Origin of the sequence: Bacteroides mediterraneensis, assembly GCF_900128455.1 — a bacterium.
In the GTDB taxonomy this organism is placed as follows: domain Bacteria; phylum Bacteroidota; class Bacteroidia; order Bacteroidales; family Bacteroidaceae; genus Phocaeicola; species Phocaeicola mediterraneensis.
The window spans coordinates 3,340,362-3,360,731 of sequence record NZ_LT635783.1; the positions used below are offsets into that span (position 1 = coordinate 3,340,362).

The following is a 20,370-nucleotide window of genomic DNA, read 5'->3' on the forward strand; positions in this document are numbered from 1 at the left end:
CATTATGAAAAAGTACATCAAAATCATCTCACTGGTGCTGATCGCACTGATTTTTATCGGGACCTTCGTGTTCCTGTATCAGAAATCGCAGCCGAAAGACACGGCTTACGAAATTCTCCATTCACAGACCATGGATTTGGTGCAAACCACCGTAGCCACGGGAAAGATTGAACCGCGCGACGAAGTGCAAATCAAGCCGCAAATTTCCGGCATCATTTCGGAAGTGTACAAGGAAGCCGGCGAAACGGTGAAGAAAGGCGAAATCATCGCCAAGGTCAAAGTCATCCCCGAACTGGGTTCGCTCAATTCGGCTGAAAGCCGTGTCCGTCTGGCCGAAATCAACGGACGACAGGCAGAAACGGATTTGGAACGCATGGAAAAACTCTATAAGAGCAAGCTGGTGAGCAGCGAAGAATACGAAAAGACGCTGCTGTCCGCCAAACAAGCCCGCGAAGAATTGCAGGCAGCCAAAGACAACCTGCAAATCGTAAAAGAAGGAATTACCAAGAGCAGCGCCTCCTTCAGCAGTACCCTGATTCGTTCTACCATCGACGGACTGATTCTGGACGTCCCCATCAAAGTAGGTAACTCCGTCATCATGAGTAACACGTTCAACGACGGTACCACCATCGCCACTGTAGCCGATATGAGCGACCTCATCTTCCGCGGCAATGTGGACGAAACGGAAGTGGGACGTATCCGCGAAGGTATCCCTGTCAAAATCACGCTGGGAGCCTTGCAGAACATGAAATTCGATGCCGTACTGGAATACATTTCTCCGAAAAGCGTGGAAAACAACGGAGCCAACCAGTTTGAAATCAAGGCGGCCATCACCGTGCCCGACAGCGTGACCATCCGCTCCGGCTACAGCGCCAATGCGGAAATCGAACTCCAACGGGCCAACCACGCACTGACCGTACCGGAAAGTGCCATAGAGTTCAGCGGGGATTCTACTTTTGTCTATGTATTGACCGACAGTGTACCCACACAGAAATTTATCCGCCGCCAGGTACAGACCGGCATCAGTGACGGAGTAAATATCGAGATAAAGAGCGGGATGAAACCCGATGAAGCTATCCGAGGACTCAAAAAAGAAATGTAAGCCATGAGAATCAACTTGAAACAACTGGCCGTACTGAGTTTCGGCCTGCTGGCCACAGGTGCCAGCCAAGCAGAGGAAGCATGGGACTTGACCCGCTGCATCGAGTATGCCATCGCCCACAACCTGACCGTCAAGCAGCAGGAAGCTGCCCGCGACAAGAGTGAAGTGGAACTGAACACTGCCAAATGGAGCCGTCTGCCCAACCTGAACGGCAGCGCCTCCCACTCGTTCAACTTCGGACGAAGCCTGCAGGCCAACAACACCTACCAGAGTATCAACACCCAGAACACGGGCTTCAACCTGAGTACCAGTGTACCCTTGTTCACCGGCATGCAGATTCCCAACAACATCGCACTCTCCAAGTTAAACCTGCAAGCAGCCACGGAAGACTTGAACAAGGCCAAAGAGGATATCAGCATCCAGGTGACCTCGGCCTACCTACAAGTGCTCTTCAACGAGGAACTGGTGAAAATAGCCCGGCAGCAAGTGGAACTGAGCCAGGAAATGCTGACCCAGAAAGAAGCCTATTTCCAAAACGGGAAAGCCTCGGAAGCAGAATTGTACGAGGCCAAGTCGCGCGTGGCACAAGACCAGCTTTCACTGGTACAGACCGAGAACGACTATCGCTTGTCCCTGCTCGACCTCAGCCAACTGCTGGAACTGCCTTCACCGGATAATTTCCAGATTGTCAGTCCCGACATCCAGCCCGAACAACTGTTCGGAACGCTGACCTCGCCGACCGACATCTACAATCAGGCACTGCTCATCAAGCCTTCCATCAAGGCGGCACAGTATCGCTTGCAAGGCGCGGCCCGCAGCATCCGCATCGCCCAAAGTGCCTATTATCCCCAACTCAGTTTCGGTGCTGGTCTGGGTACCAGCTACTACAAGATGTCGGGCAGAGACAATGCCAGTTTCCATTCCCAGCTGAAGGACAATTTCAGCCAATACGTGGGACTTTCGTTGAGCATCCCCATCTTCAACCGACTGAGTACCCGTAACCGGGTCCGCACGGCACGCCTGGAACAAACCACCCTGAACTGGCAACTGGAGGAAAGTAAAAAGGCACTCTACAAGGAGATACAGCAGGCCTATTACAATGCCGTCAATGCAGAAAGCAAATACCAGAGCAGTCAGGTAGCCGACGAAGCGGCAGAAGCCTCCTTCAAACTCATGAAAGAAAAATATGCCAACGGAAAAGCCAACGCCACGGAATACAACGAAGCCCGCACCAACTGGATGAAAGCCGTGTCCGACTGTGTGCAGGCAAAATACGACTACCTGTTCCGCACCAAGATTCTGGATTTCTACCAAGGCATTCCACTTACATTAAAAGACGCCGAATCACGCTAGTTTACAGCGAATTATAAAGCAAGAGCCAAATGCCTGAACGTTGCAGAAAAAACGCAAGTGCGTTTTACTTAAAACGCTTAGGCGTTTGGTTCAAAACGTACTTGCGTTTTAGTCTAAACGCACTTGCGTTTTTCAGACGAATAAATCGGGGAGAATTTCCGGCAAATATCCGCTCCGGATTCTCCATTCCTGGGGATACAGATTATTGGCCCGGTTGCCGATATTTTTAGCAAAGCCCAATGCCTGTCCGCGATAAGCCAGCACCACATATCCTTTCGGTACCTCCGGTGAAAGTGCCACCGCCTCTTTCCGCAAATAAGCCACAGCTTGTTCATAAGTCAGTTCCGCTGTCGGAAAAGCTTCTTTCCGGAATGCCGTACTCATGGCCAGTGTATGCGAAGGCTGCCAGTCCTTCCCCTTCCATTCTCCTAGCGTGACACCGGCATGCAACACTTTAAGCCGACTTTTCAGCAACTCATAAAGAGCTTTATGGGCCATGGGAAAAGCCACCGCTTCCATCTCTTCCACGCTGAACTCGTAACCTTCCGCTCCGTATATCCACGCCTGCACCTCTCGCGGCACCTGCAACACCGGTGTCTTTCCTCCTTTTCCTTTTTTGGGAGACTTACCCGCCGGCTTCACCCGTGCACATTCCCGGTCTTCTTCCGACGTTTTCCGCAAGACAGCCAGAAACAATCCTTCCCCCGTCGTCTTGTGCGGCAAGAAACGATAAACCGGGAAAGTATGTTCGGTCAGATTTCCGGTAATATGCCATTCCGGCTTCACTTCAAGAGGCAGCACCTCTGCGCCCAGCTCCCGTGCAATCCAGGCCACATTGTCTTCATTCTCTTCCCGGTTGTACGTGCAAGTGCTGTACACCAGCAGACCTCCAGTCTTCAGACAAGGCCATATATCACGCAGAATCCGACGCTGCCGCTGCCAGCACGTATCCACGTTAGCGATACTCCATTCCTGTACTGCCACTTCATCCTTGCGGAACATTCCTTCTCCCGAACAGGGCACATCAGTCAGCACCACATCGAAAAGAGGACCCAGTTCCGTAAAATCCGCCGGGTCGTTGTTCGTTACCATCACCTCCGGATTTCCCCATTTGACCAGATTCTCAGCCAGTACCTGCGAACGGTTGCGCATCACTTCATTGGCTACCAGCAGACTGCCTTCGGGCAACACTGACCGGGCCAGTGTGGATTTTCCTCCGGGAGCCGCACACAAATCGAGCATTACGGCCAGTTCCTGCACGTATTGCCGGAGTGCCTGGGCCAAAAACATGGACGATGCCTCCTGCACGTAATAACATCCGGCGTGAAACAACGGGTCGAACGTAAACGCCGGCCTGCCGGACAAGTAGTATCCTTCCGGACACCAGGGCACTGGTGTGCTGTCCACAGGAACAGATGTACATTTATCCTGATTGATACGGATGCTGACCGGAGTCTCCTTTTCCAAGGCTTCCTCCAACGCAGAAAAGTCGGCATCCCCCATCAGCCGACATGTGCGAGTGACAAAATCAGAGGGTAAATTCATGATGAAGCTAAGCAATTATGTTACGCCGGCAAAAATAAAAAAAATTAGCTACCTTTGCAAAAACAAAAAAATCCAATCATGAAACAATATCTTGACTTGTTGCACCGCATCCGTACGGAAGGCGTACGCAAAGACGACCGTACCGGCACAGGCACCCTCAGCGTGTTCGGCCACCAGATGCGCTTCAACCTGGAAGACGGCTTCCCGCTCATCACAACCAAAAAACTTCACCTGAAATCCATCATCTACGAACTGTTGTGGTTCCTCAAAGGGGATACCAACGTGAAATACCTGCAAGAACATGGCGTCAGAATCTGGAACGAATGGGCCGATGAAAACGGAGACCTAGGCCATATCTACGGCTACCAGTGGCGCTCCTGGCCCGGCTACGACGGTAAGTTCATCGACCAGATTTCGGAAGCGGTGGAAACCATCAAGCACAATCCCGATTCCCGGCGCATCATCGTCAGTGCCTGGAACGTGGGCGACTTGAACAACATGAACCTCCCCCCGTGCCACGCGTTTTTTCAGTTCTATGTGGCCAACGGCCGACTGAGCCTGCAAATGTACCAGCGCAGTGCAGACACCTTCCTGGGCGTACCGTTCAACATCGCCTCCTATGCCCTGCTGCTGCAAATGATGGCACAGGTGACCGGACTGAAAGCGGGTGACTTCATCCATACGCTCGGAGATGCCCACATCTACTTGAACCACCTGGAGCAAGTGGACCTCCAGCTGACACGTACTCCCCGTCCGCTGCCTACCATGAAAATCAATCCGGACGTAAAAGACATCTTCAGCTTCCAGTACGAAGATTTCCAGCTGGAAAACTACGACCCGTGGCCACATATTGCCGGAAAAGTATCTGTGTAACAAATCATAAAGAACAAAAATATGATCTTATCCATCATCGCCGCCATCAACCAAAAACGAGGTATCGGCTACCAGAACAAATTGCTTTACTGGCTGCCCAACGACCTGAAACGTTTCAAAGCACTCACCACAGGCCACACCATTCTGATGGGACGGCATACCTTTGAATCTCTCCCCAAAGGCGCCCTGCCTAACCGGAGAAATGTCGTACTGAGCAGAAAGGATTTGCATTTTGAAGGAGCAGAATGCTTCCACACACTGGAAGAAGCCTTGAAATCCTGCAAAGAGGAAGAGGAAGTCTTCATCATCGGAGGAGCCATGCTCTACACGGAGGCCCTCCCGCTGGCCGACCGCCTCTATCTGACAGAAGTGGAAGACGAACAAGTGCCCGCCGACACATTCTTCCCGGAAATAGACCGCCGTATATGGCAAGAAAAAAGTAGAGAATGCCATCCGACGGACGAAAAGCATCTCTACTCATATAGTTTCGTTGACTACGAACGTACACAAGAATAAGTGTCACGCATCAATCATCGTCATTCGCCAGGTCCATGATTGGCATCTGGCGTTTGATGGCTTCACGGAAAGAAATGATTGTTTCCGAACGTGACAGGCCCAGCGGCTGAAGTTTGTCATGAATGATTTCCAGCAGGTGATGATTGTTCTTCGCATAAATTTTGATAAACAAGTCATACTGCCCGGTGGTGAAATGACATTCCACGACTTCCGGAATGTGCTTCAATGCCTCCGTAACGGAATCAAACTGTTCCGGGTCTTTTAAATACAAACCGATATAGGCACAAGTTTCATAGCCTATCTTTTCCGGATCAATGATAAATTCTGAACCTTTCAGAATTCCCAGGTTCGTCAACTTCTGAATTCGCTGATGAATAGCGGCTCCCGATACATTACACGCGCGTGCCACTTCCAGAAATGGAATACGTGCGTTACCTGCAATCATGCGCAGGATCTGTTCGTCTAAGGTGTCTAATTGATGATGTCCCATCTTCTATGTTTTTGTATTTATGCAAAGGTAATACATTTTCTTCATACAATCTCAATATTTATAACCTTTACTTGATTTTTAACATGAAATTTGTAGAAATACAAGGACTTATCTTCAACTTACACTTTTCATGTTCCAACCGCCTCATTCAGCGGACAGCAGGCGTATCTTGTCTCAGAACTGAAACAAGACAGTGAATACAATACGGTTATTTTTTACCAAATGCGTATCGGTCACGCGGGCCTTTGCTGTATAATCTCCATACCAGGCACCTGTCCAGGTATATTCGGCTCCGATTTTCCAGTTCGGACGGTTATAAGTGAATTCAGCGCCCAAAGTATTCAACTGGTCAATATCGGTTCCAGTACCCAACACTCCGGTCACTTCTTTCGATGCACCCAAGTTTTTCAGATATCCGGCAAAGATTCCGCCACGGAAGGTACTTCCATACATCATATTCAACCAAGTATGGGAAACGCGCACCGGCGTATATTCCTGTTCCCCGGTCCGGGAATCAGTGGAAGTAATGCCATAACCTCCGATGGTACTGGCCTGTGTGAGGTTGGAGCCCAGCACACTCTTGGCAGCCAGCAGGAAACGCTGGTGTGTATACTTCACATGTGCCTCGGCAGAAACTCCCGTAATGCGTTCGCTCACCTTGTAGGTTTTTCCATCATATTCCGACTGCGTACGAGGAGTTATGGAAGACACATGTACGCCTGCTCCGGCCAACAGCCCCGGACGTTTATAATCCATTCCCAGATAAAATTCCGGCGTACATCCGTTCTTGATGAAACTCTGGTTCTTCTGAGTAATTGTCGCACCTGCCTGGTTGGAAGACGGACCGACCGACAGATATTGTGACTGCCATACTGCGGCAGCAGTCAGCACGAAATGTTTTTCCGTCAAACGGTAGCGCACCTGAGGCGCACGGCTGAAAGGCTGATAAGGAGCTCCCATATTCAGGTTCAAGATCTCGGGCGACACATCTCCATACAAAGGATGCCAAGTCTGTCCTACCAGTAACGCAGATTTTCCCCAATCCAGATTAAAATAGGCATGACGAATACGAATCAGAGAATAGGTGGTACCTGAACCGCGGAAATCTATCTCTACCTTTGCCGAAGTCTTAGCCTTCCCCCACATCGGCCCGGTCACATCCACCCCCAACCTGGTATATAAGGTATAGAAATTGCCATCGGGCTTTGCATTCAAATCCTTTCCATCCGCATCGGGAGCCACATCCTTGGGATACATATAAAAAAGTCCATCCACTGTCTCCGAATTGGAACGGCTGTTATAAAACAGGTCCGTACGCACCTGGCCATAAAACTTATAGCCAAAATCTTTCTTCTGAGCCATTACTCCCGTCGAAACAACGGCCATGGCCCACATCAAAAAGAATTGTTTTTTCATTTGATTTCACTTTTATCCTTTACCGGCTGCAAAAGTAGCCATAATCTGTTGAACAGCCAAACAAATTCCTACAAGGAACGTACCCGGCGGAACCAGCACACGAACCACACCGCTGCTACCAACGTACAGCCTCCTCCAATGGCATAGGAGACTTCGCTTCCCAACGAAAAACCTTCGGGGGCAATAAACAAATAAGTGGAGCAGACACATGTCATGAACAGGGCAGGCACCAAGGTCACCCAGTAGTTTTTCCGGGCCCCCACCAGATAGGCGGTAATAGCCCATAGCGTAAAAACAGATAAAGTCTGGTTACACCAGGCAAAATACCGCCAGATTATCTTGAAACCTTCCGCATCGCCAAAGCTGTAGACCAACAATCCTACGGTGACCAGAAAAATCGGAATACTGATGGCCAGACGCTTTCCGATGGAACGCTGCTCCACATGGAAGAAATCGGCCACAATCAGACGGGCCGAGCGGAGGGCCGTATCGCCACTCGTAATCGGAGCTGCCACAATACCCAGAATGGCCAGGATACCTCCGAAGGTGCCCAACCAGTCCTTGGAAATGTCAGTGGCTACCTTGGCTCCTGAATAAGCCACTCCCGTCACCTTGTCTACGATGCCGTTTTCCTGAAAGAAATACGTCGCAGCGGCTGCCCAAATCAAAGCCACAATACCTTCGGTCACCATCGCCCCGTAAAACACCGGACGACAATGTTTCTCATTGGTAATGCAACGCGCCATCAAGGGTGATTGGGTGGCATGGAAACCGCTGATGGCCCCACAGGCAATGGAAATGAACATCATCGGAAATATGGGATTTCTCTCATACTTGGTTCCAAATCCTTCCCATATCTCCGGAAGAGCCGGACTTTTCACATACAGCATGACCAGAATTCCTACCGCCATGAACAACAGGGCAAATGCAAACAGTGGATATATCCGACCGATAATCTTGTCGATAGGAAGCATGGTGGCCAGAATATAATACAAGAAGATGACTACCACCCAGAAATACACATTCAAGGAAGCAGGTGTCATTCCGGCCAACAGTTCTGCTGGACCCGATACAAATACGGCCCCCACCAGAATCATCAGCAACACGGTGAATACACAAGCTACATTTTTCGTCCTTATTCCCAGATAACGACCGATAATTTCCGGCAAGCTTTCCCCTTTGTGCCGCAATGACAAGGTGCCGGACAGAAAATCGTGGACCGCACCGGCAAAAATCGTACCGAACACAATCCATAAGTAAGAAGCCGTGCCGAACTGTGCACCCATGATAGCCCCGAAAATAGGACCTAAGCCGGCAATGTTCAAGAACTGAATCATAAAGATTTTCCACGTAGGAAGTGGAATGAAATCAACTCCGTCCGTCAAGGTCAATGCCGGAGTTTTTCGGGCAGAATCAGGTGCAAACAACGTGTCGATGTATTTTCCATAAACCCAATATCCTACCACCAGTAAAACCAATGCGATAGTAAATGTGACCATAGATTTTCGATTTATCTCTTATTTCGCCGCAAAAGTAATAAAAAGAAGAAAAACAGTGCTATAAAAAGAGAGATTTAATCATCAAATCACCTTTCATTTTGGGAAACGGCTTGGACGTGTCCAATCTCCTACTGCCAAACAAGATTGGTACCATATAGTATATACCCTACCATCGAAAACTCTATTTTCAATTTGTCTCTGCAACCAGCTTTGTGTATATTTGCGCAAATTTTGAATCCGACATGCGAATACTTATCAGTTTGTTATTCATAAGCTGTTCCCTCTTGATACAAGCACAGCCTAAAGAAGAAATCCGGGCTACCTGGCTGACCACGCTAGGAGGAATGGACTGGCCTGCCCGCAAGGCCAATTCGCCACAAGGCATTGAAGCACAAAAGAATGAACTCATCCGGCAGCTGGATGCCTTACAGGAGGCTCACTTCAATACCGTACTTTTTCAAACTCGGCTTCGGGGAGACGTGGTGTACCCTTCGGCTTATGAAACATTTGCCGAAAGCCTGACCGGACATACGGGAAAGAACCCCGGATATGACCCTTTACAATTTGCCGTCGAAGAATGTCATAAGCGAGGACTTGAACTCCATGCATGGCTGGTATGTATCCCTATCGGCAACAAACGGCAAGTCGGCCTGTTAGGAAAAGACTGCGTTGTCAAAAAACAGCCCAAGCTCTGCAAGCAGTTCAACGGCAGCTGGTATCTTGACCCCGGAAATCCCGGCACGGCCGAATACCTCTGCCAGATAGCCAAGGAAATCGTCTCACGCTACGATGTGGACGGTATCCATCTGGACTATATCCGCTATCCGGAACAAGGCGAAAAGTTTCCCGACAAGGACACTTACCGCAAATACGGAAAAAAACAGGAACTGAAGCAATGGAGAAGAGACAACATTACACATATTGTCCGGCGGATTTACACGGAAGTCAAACGGTTGAAGCCCTGGGTAAAAGTGAGCAGTTCTCCCATCGGCAAATTCAACGATACCCGGCGGTACTCTTCCTTCGGATGGAATGCCTATGAAACCGTTTACCAAGATGCGCAGAAATGGTTGAACGAGGGTATTCAGGATGCCCTTTTCCCGATGATGTATTTTCAAGGGAATCATTTTTATCCTTTTGCCCTCGACTGGAAAGAAAACAAGAACGACCGATGGATTATTCCGGGATTGGGAATTTATTTCCTGCATCCCAAAGAACAGGATTGGAAAATCGATGAAATCATCCGCCAGATTTATTTCTCCCGAAAAATCGGATTGAACGGACAGGCCTATTTCCGCAATAAATTCGTACTCAGCAATACCAAAGGAATTCTGGATGAGTTGAAAGAAAACTTTTATGCCTACCCGGCTGTCGTCCCTCCCATGCGGTGGACAAAAACGCCCCTTCCTTCACAACCCACTCAACCTTCTCTCACCGTGCAAGGGAATCACATCCAAATGAGTTGGAAAGGGGCCGAAAACCAGCCTGGAGGCATCTACTATCGCATTTATACCTCTGACGCTTATCCTGTAGATATTGAGAATGCCCGAAATCTGGTCATTACCCGAACGGACAGCTGCCGGTACACCTTCATCTCCGGCACCTCACAAAAAGGAAGCATCTACTGGGCGGTTACAGCCGTCAACCGTTTTGGAGTCGAAAGTACCCCGCTGGCCTTGAATGCTCCTTTAAAAGACGAGCCTACCATATTATATGGACGGCTGCCCATATTACCCAAAGGGTATACCCTGATTGTCAGTGAGGCGACAGGAATTGAAATCCTCCGGACCACCCAGCCGGAAAAAGACATTCCCCGCAAAATCGGTAAAGGATTTTTCCGGTTAAGTCTGCTGGCACCCGATGGAAGCATTACTCCGGCAGGCGTCACCGTGTTCTGATGTATTTTATTCCGAAACGCATGGTAATAAAAGGAATAATCACTAAATTTGCACATTCAATTGAAATAAACAAACTTACTATACTCATGAGCAATCAACGATACATGCAGCGCGGCGTATCTGCATCGAAAGAAGATGTACACAACGCCATCAAGAACATTGACAAAGGTATTTTCCCAAACGCATTCTGTAAAATTATCCCTGATATTCTGGGAGGTGACCCGGAATACTGCAACATCATGCATGCCGACGGAGCCGGCACAAAATCCTCACTGGCGTATTTGTACTGGAAAGAAACCGGCGACTTGTCTGTATGGAAGGGCATCGCACAGGATGCACTGATTATGAACATTGATGACTTGTTGTGCGTGGGTGCGGTAGACAATATCTTGGTATCTTCTACCATCGGACGCAACAAACTGCTTGTACCGGGTGAAGTGATTTCAGCCATCATCAACGGCACGGACGAATTGCTGGCCGAACTCCGCGAAATGGGCGTCGGTGTATATGCTACTGGTGGAGAAACCGCTGATGTAGGCGACTTGGTCCGCACCATCATCGTGGACAGCACGGTGACCTGCCGTATGAAACGTGCGGATGTCATCAACAATGCCAATATCCGTCCGGGGGATGTGATTGTGGGTCTGGCTTCTTACGGTCAGGCTACTTATGAGAAAGAATACAACGGTGGTATGGGCAGCAACGGACTGACCAGTGCGCGTCACGATGTGTTCAGCAAATACCTGGCAGAGAAATATCCGGAAAGCTATGACCATGCTGTGCCTGAAGAACTGGTTTACAGTGGCAAACTGAAGCTGACGGATGCCGTAGAAGGTTCTCCGCTGAATGCCGGCAAACTGGTGCTGTCTCCAACCCGTACCTATGCTCCGGTAGTCAAGAAACTGCTGGATGCCCTGCGTCCGCAAATCCATGGTATGGTTCACTGCTCAGGTGGTGCCCAGACAAAAGTGCTGCATTTCGTAGGCGACAACTGCCGGGTCATCAAAGACAACCTCTTCCCTGTGCCTCCTTTGTTCCGCACCATCAAGGAACAGAGCGGCACTGACTGGGACGAAATGTACAAAGTGTTCAACATGGGACACCGTCTGGAAGTCTACCTGTCACCGGAACATGCAGAGCAGGTAATTGAAATCAGCAAGTCGTTCAACATCGATGCGCAGATTATCGGACGCATCGAAGAAAGCGACCACAAAGAACTGATTATCCGTTCCGAATTCGGAGAATTCAAATATTAATCAGCGACCTCTTACGATTGTATGAAACCACAGGAAAAGCAAGGATGTCTTATCGGCATCGGATTACTCGTTATATGGCTTGTCCTTCTCTTTCTTAGCATTGAATTTGACGCTCCCATTCTAAAAGGGATAAGTGGAATCCCCGGGGTGGCCATTCTCTTTGTTTTTGGGAAATACTTTTGCGTAAAGGAGTTTAAATGAAAAGCCAAAAGAGACTTGTTGCTCATCCTGCTTGGACTCATATTGTTGGTATTCTTTACCTGGATGGCCTATAGCAGATTATGGTAAACAAATACCTATCTAATCACTCAACTGTATAAGCATTCCATTAGAATGGCAGAAAACAATACATTACTGGAAAAATTAGACGGTTTGGTTTCACGTTTTGAAGAGGTCTCTACACTCATTACAGACCCGAATGTGATAGCCGACCAGAAACGGTACGTCAAACTGACCAAAGAATATAAGGAACTGGGCGACTTGATGAATGCCCGCAAGGAATATTTGCAATGCCTCAACGGACTGGAAGAGGCCAAAATAATGATGGCTGAAAGCGACCCGGAAATGAAGGAGATGGCCCGCGAAGAAGCGGCTGCCTGTGAAGCCCGTATTCCCCAGCTGGAAGAAGAAATCAAACTGTTGCTGGTACCAGCCGACCCGCAAGATGACCGCAATGCCATCCTGGAAATCCGTGGAGGTACGGGAGGAGATGAAGCGGCTATCTTTGCCGGTGACTTGTTCCGCATGTACTCCAAATACTGCGAACGCAAAGGCTGGAAACTGGAAGTATCCAGTGCCAACGAAGGTGCTGCCGGAGGTTTCAAGGAAATCATCTGCTCCGTTACCGGAGACAAGGTATATGGTACTTTGAAATATGAATCAGGCGTACACCGCGTGCAACGGGTTCCTGCAACTGAAACTCAGGGACGTGTTCATACATCAGCTGCCTCGGTTGCCGTACTTCCCGAAGCAGAACCCTTTGACGTAGAAATCAACGAAGGTGAAATCAAATGGGATACTTTCCGAAGCGGAGGTGCCGGAGGCCAGAACGTAAACAAAGTAGAATCGGGGGTCCGCCTGCGTTACAACTGGAAGAATCCGAACACGGGTATCGTGGAAGAAATCCTCATCGAGTGTACGGAAACCCGCGACCAACCGAAGAACAAGGAACGCGCCCTGAGCCGTCTTCGTACCTTCATCTACGACAAGGAACACCAGAAATACATCGATGACATCGCTTCCAAACGAAAGACCATGGTGAGCACGGGTGACCGTTCGGCCAAAATCCGTACGTACAACTATCCGCAGGGACGTATCACCGACCATCGCATCAACTACACCATCTACAACCTGGCGGCTTTCATGGATGGCGACATCCAGGATTGCATTGACCACCTGATTGTGGCCGAAAATGCGGAACGATTGAAAGAGAGCGAATTATAAAGTCACATTATTACCATTAATCATAAAAACATTATGAACAAACAGGAATTATTTGAAAACATCAAAAAGAAAAAATCTTTTTTGTGTGTAGGACTGGATACCGACATCAAGAAAATTCCGGAACACCTCCTGAAGGAAGAAGACCCGATTTTCACATTCAATAAAGCTATCATCGATGCTACTGCCCCTTACTGTATCGCCTATAAACCCAATTTGGCCTTCTATGAAAGCATGGGCGTAAAAGGATGGATTGCGTTTGAAAAGACTGTGGAATACATCAAAAAGAACTATCCTGACCAGTTCATCATCGCCGATGCCAAACGTGGCGATATCGGTAACACTTCGGCCATGTATGCCCGTACTTTCTTTGAAGAACTGAACATCGATTCTGTCACTGTTGCCCCCTACATGGGTGAAGACAGTGTGACTCCGTTCCTCACCTACGAAGGCAAATGGGTTATCCTGCTGGCTCTGACTTCCAACAAAGGCTCACATGATTTCCAGCTGACGGAGGATAAAGAAGGCGAACGTCTGTTCGAGAAAGTATTGCGCAAATCACAGGAATGGGCCAACGACCAGAATATGATGTACGTGGTAGGTGCCACTCAGGGACGTATGTTTGAAGACATCCGTAAAATCGTCCCCAACCACTTCCTGCTGGTTCCGGGAATCGGTGCACAGGGTGGTTCACTGGAAGAAGTCTGCAAATATGGCATGACCAAGGAATGTGGCCTGATTGTAAACTCCAGCCGTGCCATTATCTATGCGGATAAAACTGAGAATTTCGCCAAAGTAGCAGGAGAAGAAGCACAGAAAGTACAGCAACAGATGGAAAAACAACTGGCTGCCATCCTATAATTTACAAAAAGTCATCTTTACTCCATATCATAAGAAGTATAAAGAAGGTGTGTGTTTACACAAGTTCTTTATACTTCTTTTTTATTGCAAATTCGATATAAAAAGGCTTAAATTGGAAAGGCTTTTGAGGTCATACACAAAAATCGCAGTACATTTCGGGCAAATAATTGGCTTTTTTCACGGATATATAAAAAAAAAATACGTAATTTGCATAATTAAGTAGTAAGTATGCTTCTTTCAAGCAGCAAAGAATTGAAAAACGACCAAGAAACAAAGGAACAAAAGATATCAAATATGGAGTTCTCAGCTAAACAAATTGCAGAATACATCCAAGGAATCATCGTAGGAGATGAGAATGCCAAGGTACATACCTTTGCCAAAATAGAGGAAGGAGTACCAGGGGCATTGTCCTTTCTATCCAATCCCAAATATACTCATTACATATACGAAACACAATCGACCATCGTATTGGTAAACAAGGATTTTCATCCGGAACATGAAATCAAAGCCACTTTAATTAAAGTGGACGACGCGTATGAAAGTCTGGCCAAATTAATGACCCTCTATGAAATGAGTATACCCAAAAAGAAAGGTATCAGTTCGTTAGCCTCCATTGCTGAAAATGTAAAGATTGGGAAAGATGTCTATATCGGTCCTTTCGCATGCATTGAAGAAGGGGTTGAAATTGGTGACAATGCGTATATCCACCCGCAAGTGACTGTAGGAAGCAATTCGAAAATAGGTACCAATACCATACTTTATCCCCACGTCACAGTTTATCATGACTGCAGAATCGGCAATAACTGTATCCTGCACGCAGGAGCCGTTGTCGGTGCTGACGGGTTTGGGTTTGCTCCCGCACCGGAAGGATATGAAAAAATTCCCCAAATCGGTATCGTCATCATAGAAGACAATGTAGAAATCGGTGCCAATACCTGTATAGACCGCGCCACGATGGGAGCTACCCTTGTGCACCAAGGAGTCAAACTGGATAATCTGATTCAGGTAGCTCATAACGTGGAAATCGGCAAGAATACGGTAATGGCCTCTCAGGTAGGCATCGCAGGTTCTGCTAAAATCGGAGAATGGTGCATGTTCGGCGGCCAGGTAGGCGTAGCCGGTCACATCAAAGTGGGAGATCACGTAACAGTAGGTGCCCAATCAGGTATTCCGGGAAATACCAAATCCCATTCTACTTTAATGGGATATCCAGCCATCGACCCGAAACAGTTTGCACGTTCCGCTGCGATTTACAAGAAACTTCCGGATATGTACGTAGAACTTGGACGCCTGCAGAAAGAAATCGAAGAATTAAAAAAACAACTAAATAAATAAACCCATGTTGAAACAACAAACCTTAAAAGGCAGCTTTTCACTCAATGGTAAAGGACTCCATACGGGAGTAAAACTTACCGTTACGTTCAATCCTGCCCCAGAGCACCACGGGTATAAAATACAGCGAATCGATTTGGACGACCAACCCATATTGGATGCTGTAGCTGAAAATGTAGTGGACACTACCCGCGGAACAGTTTTAGCAAAAAACGGGGTAAAAGTTAGTACCGTAGAACATGCACTGGCTGCGTTGTATGCAGCCGGCATCGACAACTGCTTGATTCAGGTAGACGGACCGGAATTTCCCATTCTGGACGGTAGTGCCAAAGCCTATGTGGAATGTATCAAGCGAGTAGGCATCGAAGAACAAGCTGCTCCGAAAGACTATTACATCATCAAGTCCAAAATTGAATTCCGTGACGAAGAAACGGGTTCATCCATCATTGTACTGCCAGATGACAAGTTCAGTGTAAATACGCTCATATCCTACGACTCCAAAATTCTGACGAACCAGTATGCCACTTTGGAGAACATGACTGATTTCCCTACGGAAATTGCTTCTGCACGTACATTTGTGTTTGTTCGTGAAATCGAGCCGTTATTGAACGCCGGCCTGATTAAAGGAGGAGACTTGGACAATGCCATCGTCATCTATGAAAGACAGATGACCCAAGAGAGTTTCGACAAGCTGGCCGATGTGATGGGAGTTCCCCACATGGATGCCAGCCATCTGGGATATATCAACCATATTCCATTGGTATGGCCTAATGAACCTGCCCGCCATAAGCTGCTGGACATCATTGGTGACTTAGCCCTTGTGGGAAAGCCTATTAAAGGCCGCATCATCGCCACCCGTCCGGGACACACCATCAACAATAAATTTGCCCGTCAGTTGCGCAAGGAAATCCGCCTACACGAAATTCAGGCTCCCATATATAACTGCAACGAAGAGCCCCTGATGGATGTAAACCGCATCCGCGAACTGCTCCCCCACCGCTATCCGTTCCAGCTGGTCGACAAAGTGATAGCCATCGGTGCCAATTACATTGTCGGCATCAAAAATGTCACGTCCAATGAACCGTTCTTCCAAGGACATTTTCCCCAAGAACCGGTCATGCCAGGCGTCCTTCAAATAGAAGCGATGGCTCAAGTAGGCGGATTGCTGGTGCTCAATTCTGTAGACGAGCCTGAAAGATATTCTACTTATTTTCTGAAAATAGATAATGTGAAATTCCGCCAAAAAGTTGTGCCGGGAGATACCCTGATTTTCAGAGTTGAACTGATGGCGCCCATTCGCCGCGGCATATCCACCATGAAAGGATATATTTTCGTGGGAGAAAAAATTGTCTGCGAAGCTGAATTTATGGCACAAATTGTAAAAAACAAGTAACATGATCAGCCCTCTAGCATATATAGACCCCGAAGCTAAAATCGGAGAAAACGTAGAAATAGGTCCATTTGTTTTTATTGACAAGAATGTGGTGATTGGAGACAATAACGTCATCATGCCCAATGCCAATATTTTATATGGTTCTCGCATCGGAAACGGGAACCGGATTTTTCCAGGTGCTGTAATCGGTGCGATTCCCCAAGACCTGAAATTTCACGGAGAAGAAACCACCGCAGAAATCGGCGACAACAACACTATCCGCGAGAATGTAACCATCAACCGGGGAACAGCCGCCAAAGGCAAAACCATTGTGGGTAACAACAACCTGTTGATGGAAGGCGTACACGTAGCCCATGACGCATTGGTAGGCAGTGGCTGTATCATCGGCAACCAGACCAAAATGGCAGGAGAGGTCATCATTGATGACAATGCCATTGTGAGTGCTTCCGTACTGATGCACCAGTTCTGCCGCGTGGGAGGTTACGTAATGATTCAGGGAGGCTGCCGTTTCAGTAAAGATATCCCTCCATTTATCATTGCCGGACGCGACCCGATTGCTTACTGTGGCATCAACATTGTCGGACTGAGGCGAAGAGGATTCTCCAATGAACTGATTGAAAACATTCACAACGCGTATCGCATTATCTACAATAGTGGGAAAATGGTAAGCGATGCCCTCGAAGAAATCCGTAAGGAAGTGCCGATGAGCAAAGAAATAGAATATATCATATCATTCGTGGAAAACTCACAACGAGGCATCATCCGATAAAAAAGATTTTGTATATTTACCACATCAACCAAAGACAAACAAAAATGGTATACAAATTTAGAATCATATCTGACGAAGTCGATGATTTCTTAAGAGAAATCAAAATCGACTCTGAAGCTTCCTTCTATGACCTGCACGAAGCTATTTTGAAATCAACGGGATATAAGGATGACCAAATGACTTCCTTCTTTATCTGCGACGATGACTGGGAAAAGGAAACTGAAATCACACTTGAAGACATGGGAACGGGAAGTTCTGAAGAAGATACCTACGTGATGAAAGATACCCGCCTCAGTGAACTGCTGGAAGACGAAAAACAAAAACTGCTGTATGTATTCGATCCTTTGGCAGAGCGAGTGTTCTTCATTGAACTATCCGAAATCATCACTGGAAAGGATTTGGACAAAGCAGTATGTTCCCGTAAAAGTGGAGAAGCTCCCAAACAGACCATCGACTTTGACGAGCAGATGAATACCAATGCCGCACTCGACCTGGATGAGAACTTCTACGGCGACCAGGACTACGATATGGAAGATTTTGACCCGGAAGGATTCGACATCAACGAAGGAAGCGGAAATCCTTACGACGAAGACAAATACTAACCTATCCGATTTTCCATACTTAATTTTATATCACAAGAATGTCATCCTGGACGAGGGTTCAGAATGACATTTCTTTTTTCTGCTAATGCATATCATCCATGAAAAAGCCCGCCCTTATCGTACTTATCGGCCCCACTGGTGTAGGCAAGACCGAGTTGAGCCTTTCTGTCGCCGAACGGTTTCACACCTCAATCATTTCCTCGGACTCCCGCCAATTATACAAAGACCTGAAAATCGGGACCGCGGCCCCCACTCCCTCACAACTGTCGAGGGTTCCCCACTATTTCGTCGGAACATTGGAACTGACCGACTATTACAGTGCGGCACAATATGAGACAGAAGTGCTGAAAAAACTGGAAGAACTGTTCCAGACCCATCCGGTAGTCGTCATGACAGGAGGTTCCATGATGTATGTCGATGCAGTCTGCAAGGGTATTGACGATATTCCTACCGTAGATAAAGAAACCAGAGACCTGATGATACACCGCTATGAGACGGAAGGACTGGAACCACTCTGCGCTGAATTACGGCTACTCGACCCTGAATATTACCGCATTGTAGACCTGAAAAACCCCAAGAGAGTGATTCATGCACTGGAAATCTGCTACATGACCGGAAAGACTTATACCTCCTTCCGCACCCGCACACAAAAAGAGCGTCCTTTCCACATCATCAAAATCGGCCTGACGCGCGACCGAGAGGAACTTTACCAGCGCATCAACCAGCGCGTAAACGAAATGATAAAAGATGGTCTGCTGGAAGAAGCCCGGCGTGTGTACCCTTACAAGCACCTCAACTCCCTGAACACCGTAGGCTATAAGGAAATTTTCAAGTACTTGGACGGAGAATGGGAACTTCCCTTCGCCATTGAGAAAATCAAGCAGGACTCCCGGATTTATTCACGGAAACAAATGACCTGGTTCAAGAAAGATACGGAAATCACCTGGTTTCATCCCGACCAAAAGGAAGAAATCATGCAGTTTCTGGACAGCCGGATTAACCTTGACTGACTCCTGAACCATCCTCATCCTCCAGCAAAAACTCTTTCCGGAACATATCCACAAACAGAAGGAAAAGAGACACCAGCAGCGGTCCGAAGATGATACCCATGAAACCGAACAGAGGAAGACCGGCCACCACTCCGAAAATGGTAATCAGCGGATGCACATCGGCCATCTTCTTCTGCAACAGAAAACGAATCAGATTGTCACACTGCGACACGATAATTGCCCCATATCCCAGCATCATCAAGGCATTTACCCAATTACCTACTACCAGGAAATAGACCGTAATCGGCCCCCACACCAAAGCGGTACCGACAATGGGAATCACCGAAGCAAATGCCGTCAGCATGGCACTCAGAAACGGATTGGGCGCATCGCAAATCAGGTAGCCCCCCAATGAGATAAATCCTTGGATAATGGCCAGCAATGGAATGCCGATGGCATTGGAACGAACCATCAGCTGTACCTTTTTCAATACCTCAACCTTATTTTCGGCCTTAAAGGGAAGCAACGTAGAGATATAATGTTCCATACTCTTCCCTTCATACAGCATGAAAAACATCAACATGATAGCCACGCACAGGTTGACCAGCAAGTCACTGACGCCACTCATCACCGACTGCCCGATGGAAGAAGCCTGTGCCACCAAGAAAGAGAGACTTTTTTCCGACATCACATCAAAACCTGTCCGGTCCTTGATAAAGTCCACCACCTCCCATACCGGCTTGACAATCGCTTCCGTATCAAAATGCATCTGGGAAATCTGACTCACCATAGCCCATGCGAACAAGGAAAGCGGTACCAGAATAAACAGCGTAACCCCGATTGTCACCAGCCACACGGCCAAAGCCCTCTTCATCTTCGTCTGCAGCCAAAACGTAAAGTTACGCAACAGCAGGTAAAGCGTAAATCCACCCAGAATACCGTTCATGAAAGGCTGCGCCTGGCGGAACAACAGGTACCCCAGTCCAAGGATAAACACAATCAGTGAATATTTCCAATATCTTTCCTTCATAAGCAC

The 20,370-nt window shown here is 47.8% G+C and carries 18 protein-coding genes; 13 read left to right on the plus strand and 5 right to left on the minus strand.

Translation table 11 applies throughout. The features are described from left to right. Positions 1–4 precede the first annotated feature (4 nt). Entirely contained in the window at positions 5–1,102 is a 1,098-nt protein-coding gene (locus BQ7480_RS14295; RefSeq protein WP_072543396.1) for an efflux RND transporter periplasmic adaptor subunit, read from the plus strand. 3 nt (positions 1,103–1,105) lie between these two features. Continuing rightward, positions 1,106–2,455, plus strand: coding sequence for a TolC family protein (locus BQ7480_RS14300; RefSeq protein WP_072543397.1), 1,350 nt, complete (start codon positions 1,106–1,108; stop codon positions 2,453–2,455). 132 nt (positions 2,456–2,587) lie between these two features. Here BQ7480_RS14300 and BQ7480_RS14305 read toward each other — a convergent pair whose 3' ends face one another. Beyond that, positions 2,588–4,000, minus strand: coding sequence for a methyltransferase RsmF C-terminal domain-like protein (locus tag BQ7480_RS14305; protein ID WP_072543398.1), 1,413 nt, complete (start codon positions 3,998–4,000; stop codon positions 2,588–2,590). A gap of 78 nt (positions 4,001–4,078) precedes the next feature. Between BQ7480_RS14305 and BQ7480_RS14310 the strand changes: the two genes are divergently transcribed. Beyond that, positions 4,079–4,873: a thymidylate synthase gene (locus BQ7480_RS14310; RefSeq protein WP_072543399.1), complete on the plus strand. Its 795-nt coding sequence runs from the start codon at positions 4,079–4,081 to the stop codon at positions 4,871–4,873. Between the two features lie 21 nt (positions 4,874–4,894). Beyond that, positions 4,895–5,389 (plus strand): dihydrofolate reductase, encoded by a 495-nt coding sequence (locus BQ7480_RS14315; protein WP_072543400.1) that lies wholly within the window; start codon positions 4,895–4,897, stop codon positions 5,387–5,389. Positions 5,390–5,399: 10 nt separating this feature from the next. On the opposite strand, the gene BQ7480_RS14320 is transcribed toward BQ7480_RS14315, so the two are convergent. From BQ7480_RS14320 to BQ7480_RS14330, 3 genes are all read right to left on the minus strand, one after another. Beyond that, positions 5,400–5,879: an Lrp/AsnC family transcriptional regulator gene (locus tag BQ7480_RS14320; RefSeq protein ID WP_022354822.1), complete on the minus strand. Its 480-nt coding sequence runs from the start codon at positions 5,877–5,879 to the stop codon at positions 5,400–5,402. Between the two features lie 174 nt (positions 5,880–6,053). Continuing rightward, positions 6,054–7,295, minus strand: coding sequence for a hypothetical protein (locus BQ7480_RS14325; protein ID WP_072543401.1), 1,242 nt, complete (start codon positions 7,293–7,295; stop codon positions 6,054–6,056). 68 nt (positions 7,296–7,363) lie between these two features. After that, positions 7,364–8,794: a carbon starvation CstA family protein gene (locus BQ7480_RS14330; protein ID WP_072543402.1), complete on the minus strand. Its 1,431-nt coding sequence runs from the start codon at positions 8,792–8,794 to the stop codon at positions 7,364–7,366. Positions 8,795–9,036: 242 nt separating this feature from the next. Between BQ7480_RS14330 and BQ7480_RS14335 the strand changes: the two genes are divergently transcribed. The 9 genes from BQ7480_RS14335 to miaA all read left to right on the plus strand — a co-directional run bounded on the left by BQ7480_RS14335 (position 9,037) and on the right by miaA (position 19,355). Beyond that, the gene (locus BQ7480_RS14335) at positions 9,037–10,692 is read left to right on the plus strand and encodes a glycoside hydrolase family 10-like protein (RefSeq protein WP_072543403.1); all 1,656 of its coding nucleotides are present in this window, start codon (positions 9,037–9,039) and stop codon (positions 10,690–10,692) included. A gap of 86 nt (positions 10,693–10,778) precedes the next feature. Next, a complete protein-coding gene (locus tag BQ7480_RS14340) occupies positions 10,779–11,948 on the plus strand; it encodes an AIR synthase-related protein (RefSeq protein WP_072543404.1) in 1,170 nt (389 codons plus the stop codon). Positions 11,949–12,281: 333 nt separating this feature from the next. After that, a complete protein-coding gene (gene prfA, locus BQ7480_RS14350) occupies positions 12,282–13,391 on the plus strand; it encodes a peptide chain release factor 1 (protein WP_072543406.1) in 1,110 nt (369 codons plus the stop codon). 33 nt (positions 13,392–13,424) lie between these two features. After that, positions 13,425–14,249: an orotidine-5'-phosphate decarboxylase gene (pyrF, locus tag BQ7480_RS14355; protein WP_072543407.1), complete on the plus strand. Its 825-nt coding sequence runs from the start codon at positions 13,425–13,427 to the stop codon at positions 14,247–14,249. Positions 14,250–14,543: 294 nt separating this feature from the next. Next, positions 14,544–15,584, plus strand: a complete 1,041-nt coding sequence (lpxD, locus tag BQ7480_RS14360) for a UDP-3-O-(3-hydroxymyristoyl)glucosamine N-acyltransferase (RefSeq protein WP_072544061.1) — start codon at positions 14,544–14,546, stop codon at positions 15,582–15,584. Positions 15,585–15,588: 4 nt separating this feature from the next. Next, positions 15,589–16,974 carry a bifunctional UDP-3-O-[3-hydroxymyristoyl] N-acetylglucosamine deacetylase/3-hydroxyacyl-ACP dehydratase gene (locus tag BQ7480_RS14365; RefSeq protein WP_072543408.1) on the plus strand — a complete coding sequence of 462 codons (1,386 nt, stop codon included), beginning with the start codon at positions 15,589–15,591 and terminating at the stop codon, positions 16,972–16,974. Position 16,975: 1 nt separating this feature from the next. After that, positions 16,976–17,743, plus strand: a complete 768-nt coding sequence (gene lpxA / locus BQ7480_RS14370; protein ID WP_072543409.1) for an acyl-ACP--UDP-N-acetylglucosamine O-acyltransferase — start codon at positions 16,976–16,978, stop codon at positions 17,741–17,743. 44 nt (positions 17,744–17,787) lie between these two features. Next, complete coding sequence (locus tag BQ7480_RS14375; protein ID WP_072543410.1) at positions 17,788–18,345, plus strand: IS1096 element passenger TnpR family protein; 558 nt, start codon at positions 17,788–17,790, stop codon at positions 18,343–18,345. 98 nt (positions 18,346–18,443) lie between these two features. Then, positions 18,444–19,355 carry a tRNA (adenosine(37)-N6)-dimethylallyltransferase MiaA gene (gene miaA, locus BQ7480_RS14380; RefSeq protein WP_072543411.1) on the plus strand — a complete coding sequence of 304 codons (912 nt, stop codon included), beginning with the start codon at positions 18,444–18,446 and terminating at the stop codon, positions 19,353–19,355. Here the strand turns inward: miaA and BQ7480_RS14385 are convergent. Further along, on the minus strand, positions 19,342–20,364 hold the full coding sequence (locus BQ7480_RS14385) for an AI-2E family transporter (protein ID WP_072543412.1): 1,023 nt from the start codon (positions 20,362–20,364) through the stop codon (positions 19,342–19,344). The genes miaA and BQ7480_RS14385 overlap by 14 nt on opposite strands. Between the last annotated feature and the right edge of the window lie 6 nt (positions 20,365–20,370).

What these genes read in the sequence shown, in the direction of transcription:
- BQ7480_RS14295 (WP_072543396.1), top strand. Translation starts at nt 5, where the DNA reads ATGAAAAAGTACATCAAAATCATCTCACTGGTGCTGATCGCACTGATT.
- BQ7480_RS14300 (WP_072543397.1), top strand. Translation starts at nt 1,106, where the DNA reads ATGAGAATCAACTTGAAACAACTGGCCGTACTGAGTTTCGGCCTGCTG.
- BQ7480_RS14305 (WP_072543398.1), bottom strand. Translation starts at nt 4,000, where the DNA reads ATGAATTTACCCTCTGATTTTGTCACTCGCACATGTCGGCTGATGGGG.
- BQ7480_RS14310 (WP_072543399.1), top strand. Translation starts at nt 4,079, where the DNA reads ATGAAACAATATCTTGACTTGTTGCACCGCATCCGTACGGAAGGCGTA.
- BQ7480_RS14315 (WP_072543400.1), top strand. Translation starts at nt 4,895, where the DNA reads ATGATCTTATCCATCATCGCCGCCATCAACCAAAAACGAGGTATCGGC.
- BQ7480_RS14320 (WP_022354822.1), bottom strand. Translation starts at nt 5,879, where the DNA reads ATGGGACATCATCAATTAGACACCTTAGACGAACAGATCCTGCGCATG.
- BQ7480_RS14325 (WP_072543401.1), bottom strand. Translation starts at nt 7,295, where the DNA reads ATGAAAAAACAATTCTTTTTGATGTGGGCCATGGCCGTTGTTTCGACG.
- BQ7480_RS14330 (WP_072543402.1), bottom strand. Translation starts at nt 8,794, where the DNA reads ATGGTCACATTTACTATCGCATTGGTTTTACTGGTGGTAGGATATTGG.
- BQ7480_RS14335 (WP_072543403.1), top strand. Translation starts at nt 9,037, where the DNA reads ATGCGAATACTTATCAGTTTGTTATTCATAAGCTGTTCCCTCTTGATA.
- BQ7480_RS14340 (WP_072543404.1), top strand. Translation starts at nt 10,779, where the DNA reads ATGAGCAATCAACGATACATGCAGCGCGGCGTATCTGCATCGAAAGAA.
- prfA (WP_072543406.1), top strand. Translation starts at nt 12,282, where the DNA reads ATGGCAGAAAACAATACATTACTGGAAAAATTAGACGGTTTGGTTTCA.
- pyrF (WP_072543407.1), top strand. Translation starts at nt 13,425, where the DNA reads ATGAACAAACAGGAATTATTTGAAAACATCAAAAAGAAAAAATCTTTT.
- lpxD (WP_072544061.1), top strand. Translation starts at nt 14,544, where the DNA reads ATGGAGTTCTCAGCTAAACAAATTGCAGAATACATCCAAGGAATCATC.
- BQ7480_RS14365 (WP_072543408.1), top strand. Translation starts at nt 15,589, where the DNA reads ATGTTGAAACAACAAACCTTAAAAGGCAGCTTTTCACTCAATGGTAAA.
- lpxA (WP_072543409.1), top strand. Translation starts at nt 16,976, where the DNA reads ATGATCAGCCCTCTAGCATATATAGACCCCGAAGCTAAAATCGGAGAA.
- BQ7480_RS14375 (WP_072543410.1), top strand. Translation starts at nt 17,788, where the DNA reads ATGGTATACAAATTTAGAATCATATCTGACGAAGTCGATGATTTCTTA.
- miaA (WP_072543411.1), top strand. Translation starts at nt 18,444, where the DNA reads ATGAAAAAGCCCGCCCTTATCGTACTTATCGGCCCCACTGGTGTAGGC.
- BQ7480_RS14385 (WP_072543412.1), bottom strand. Translation starts at nt 20,364, where the DNA reads ATGAAGGAAAGATATTGGAAATATTCACTGATTGTGTTTATCCTTGGA.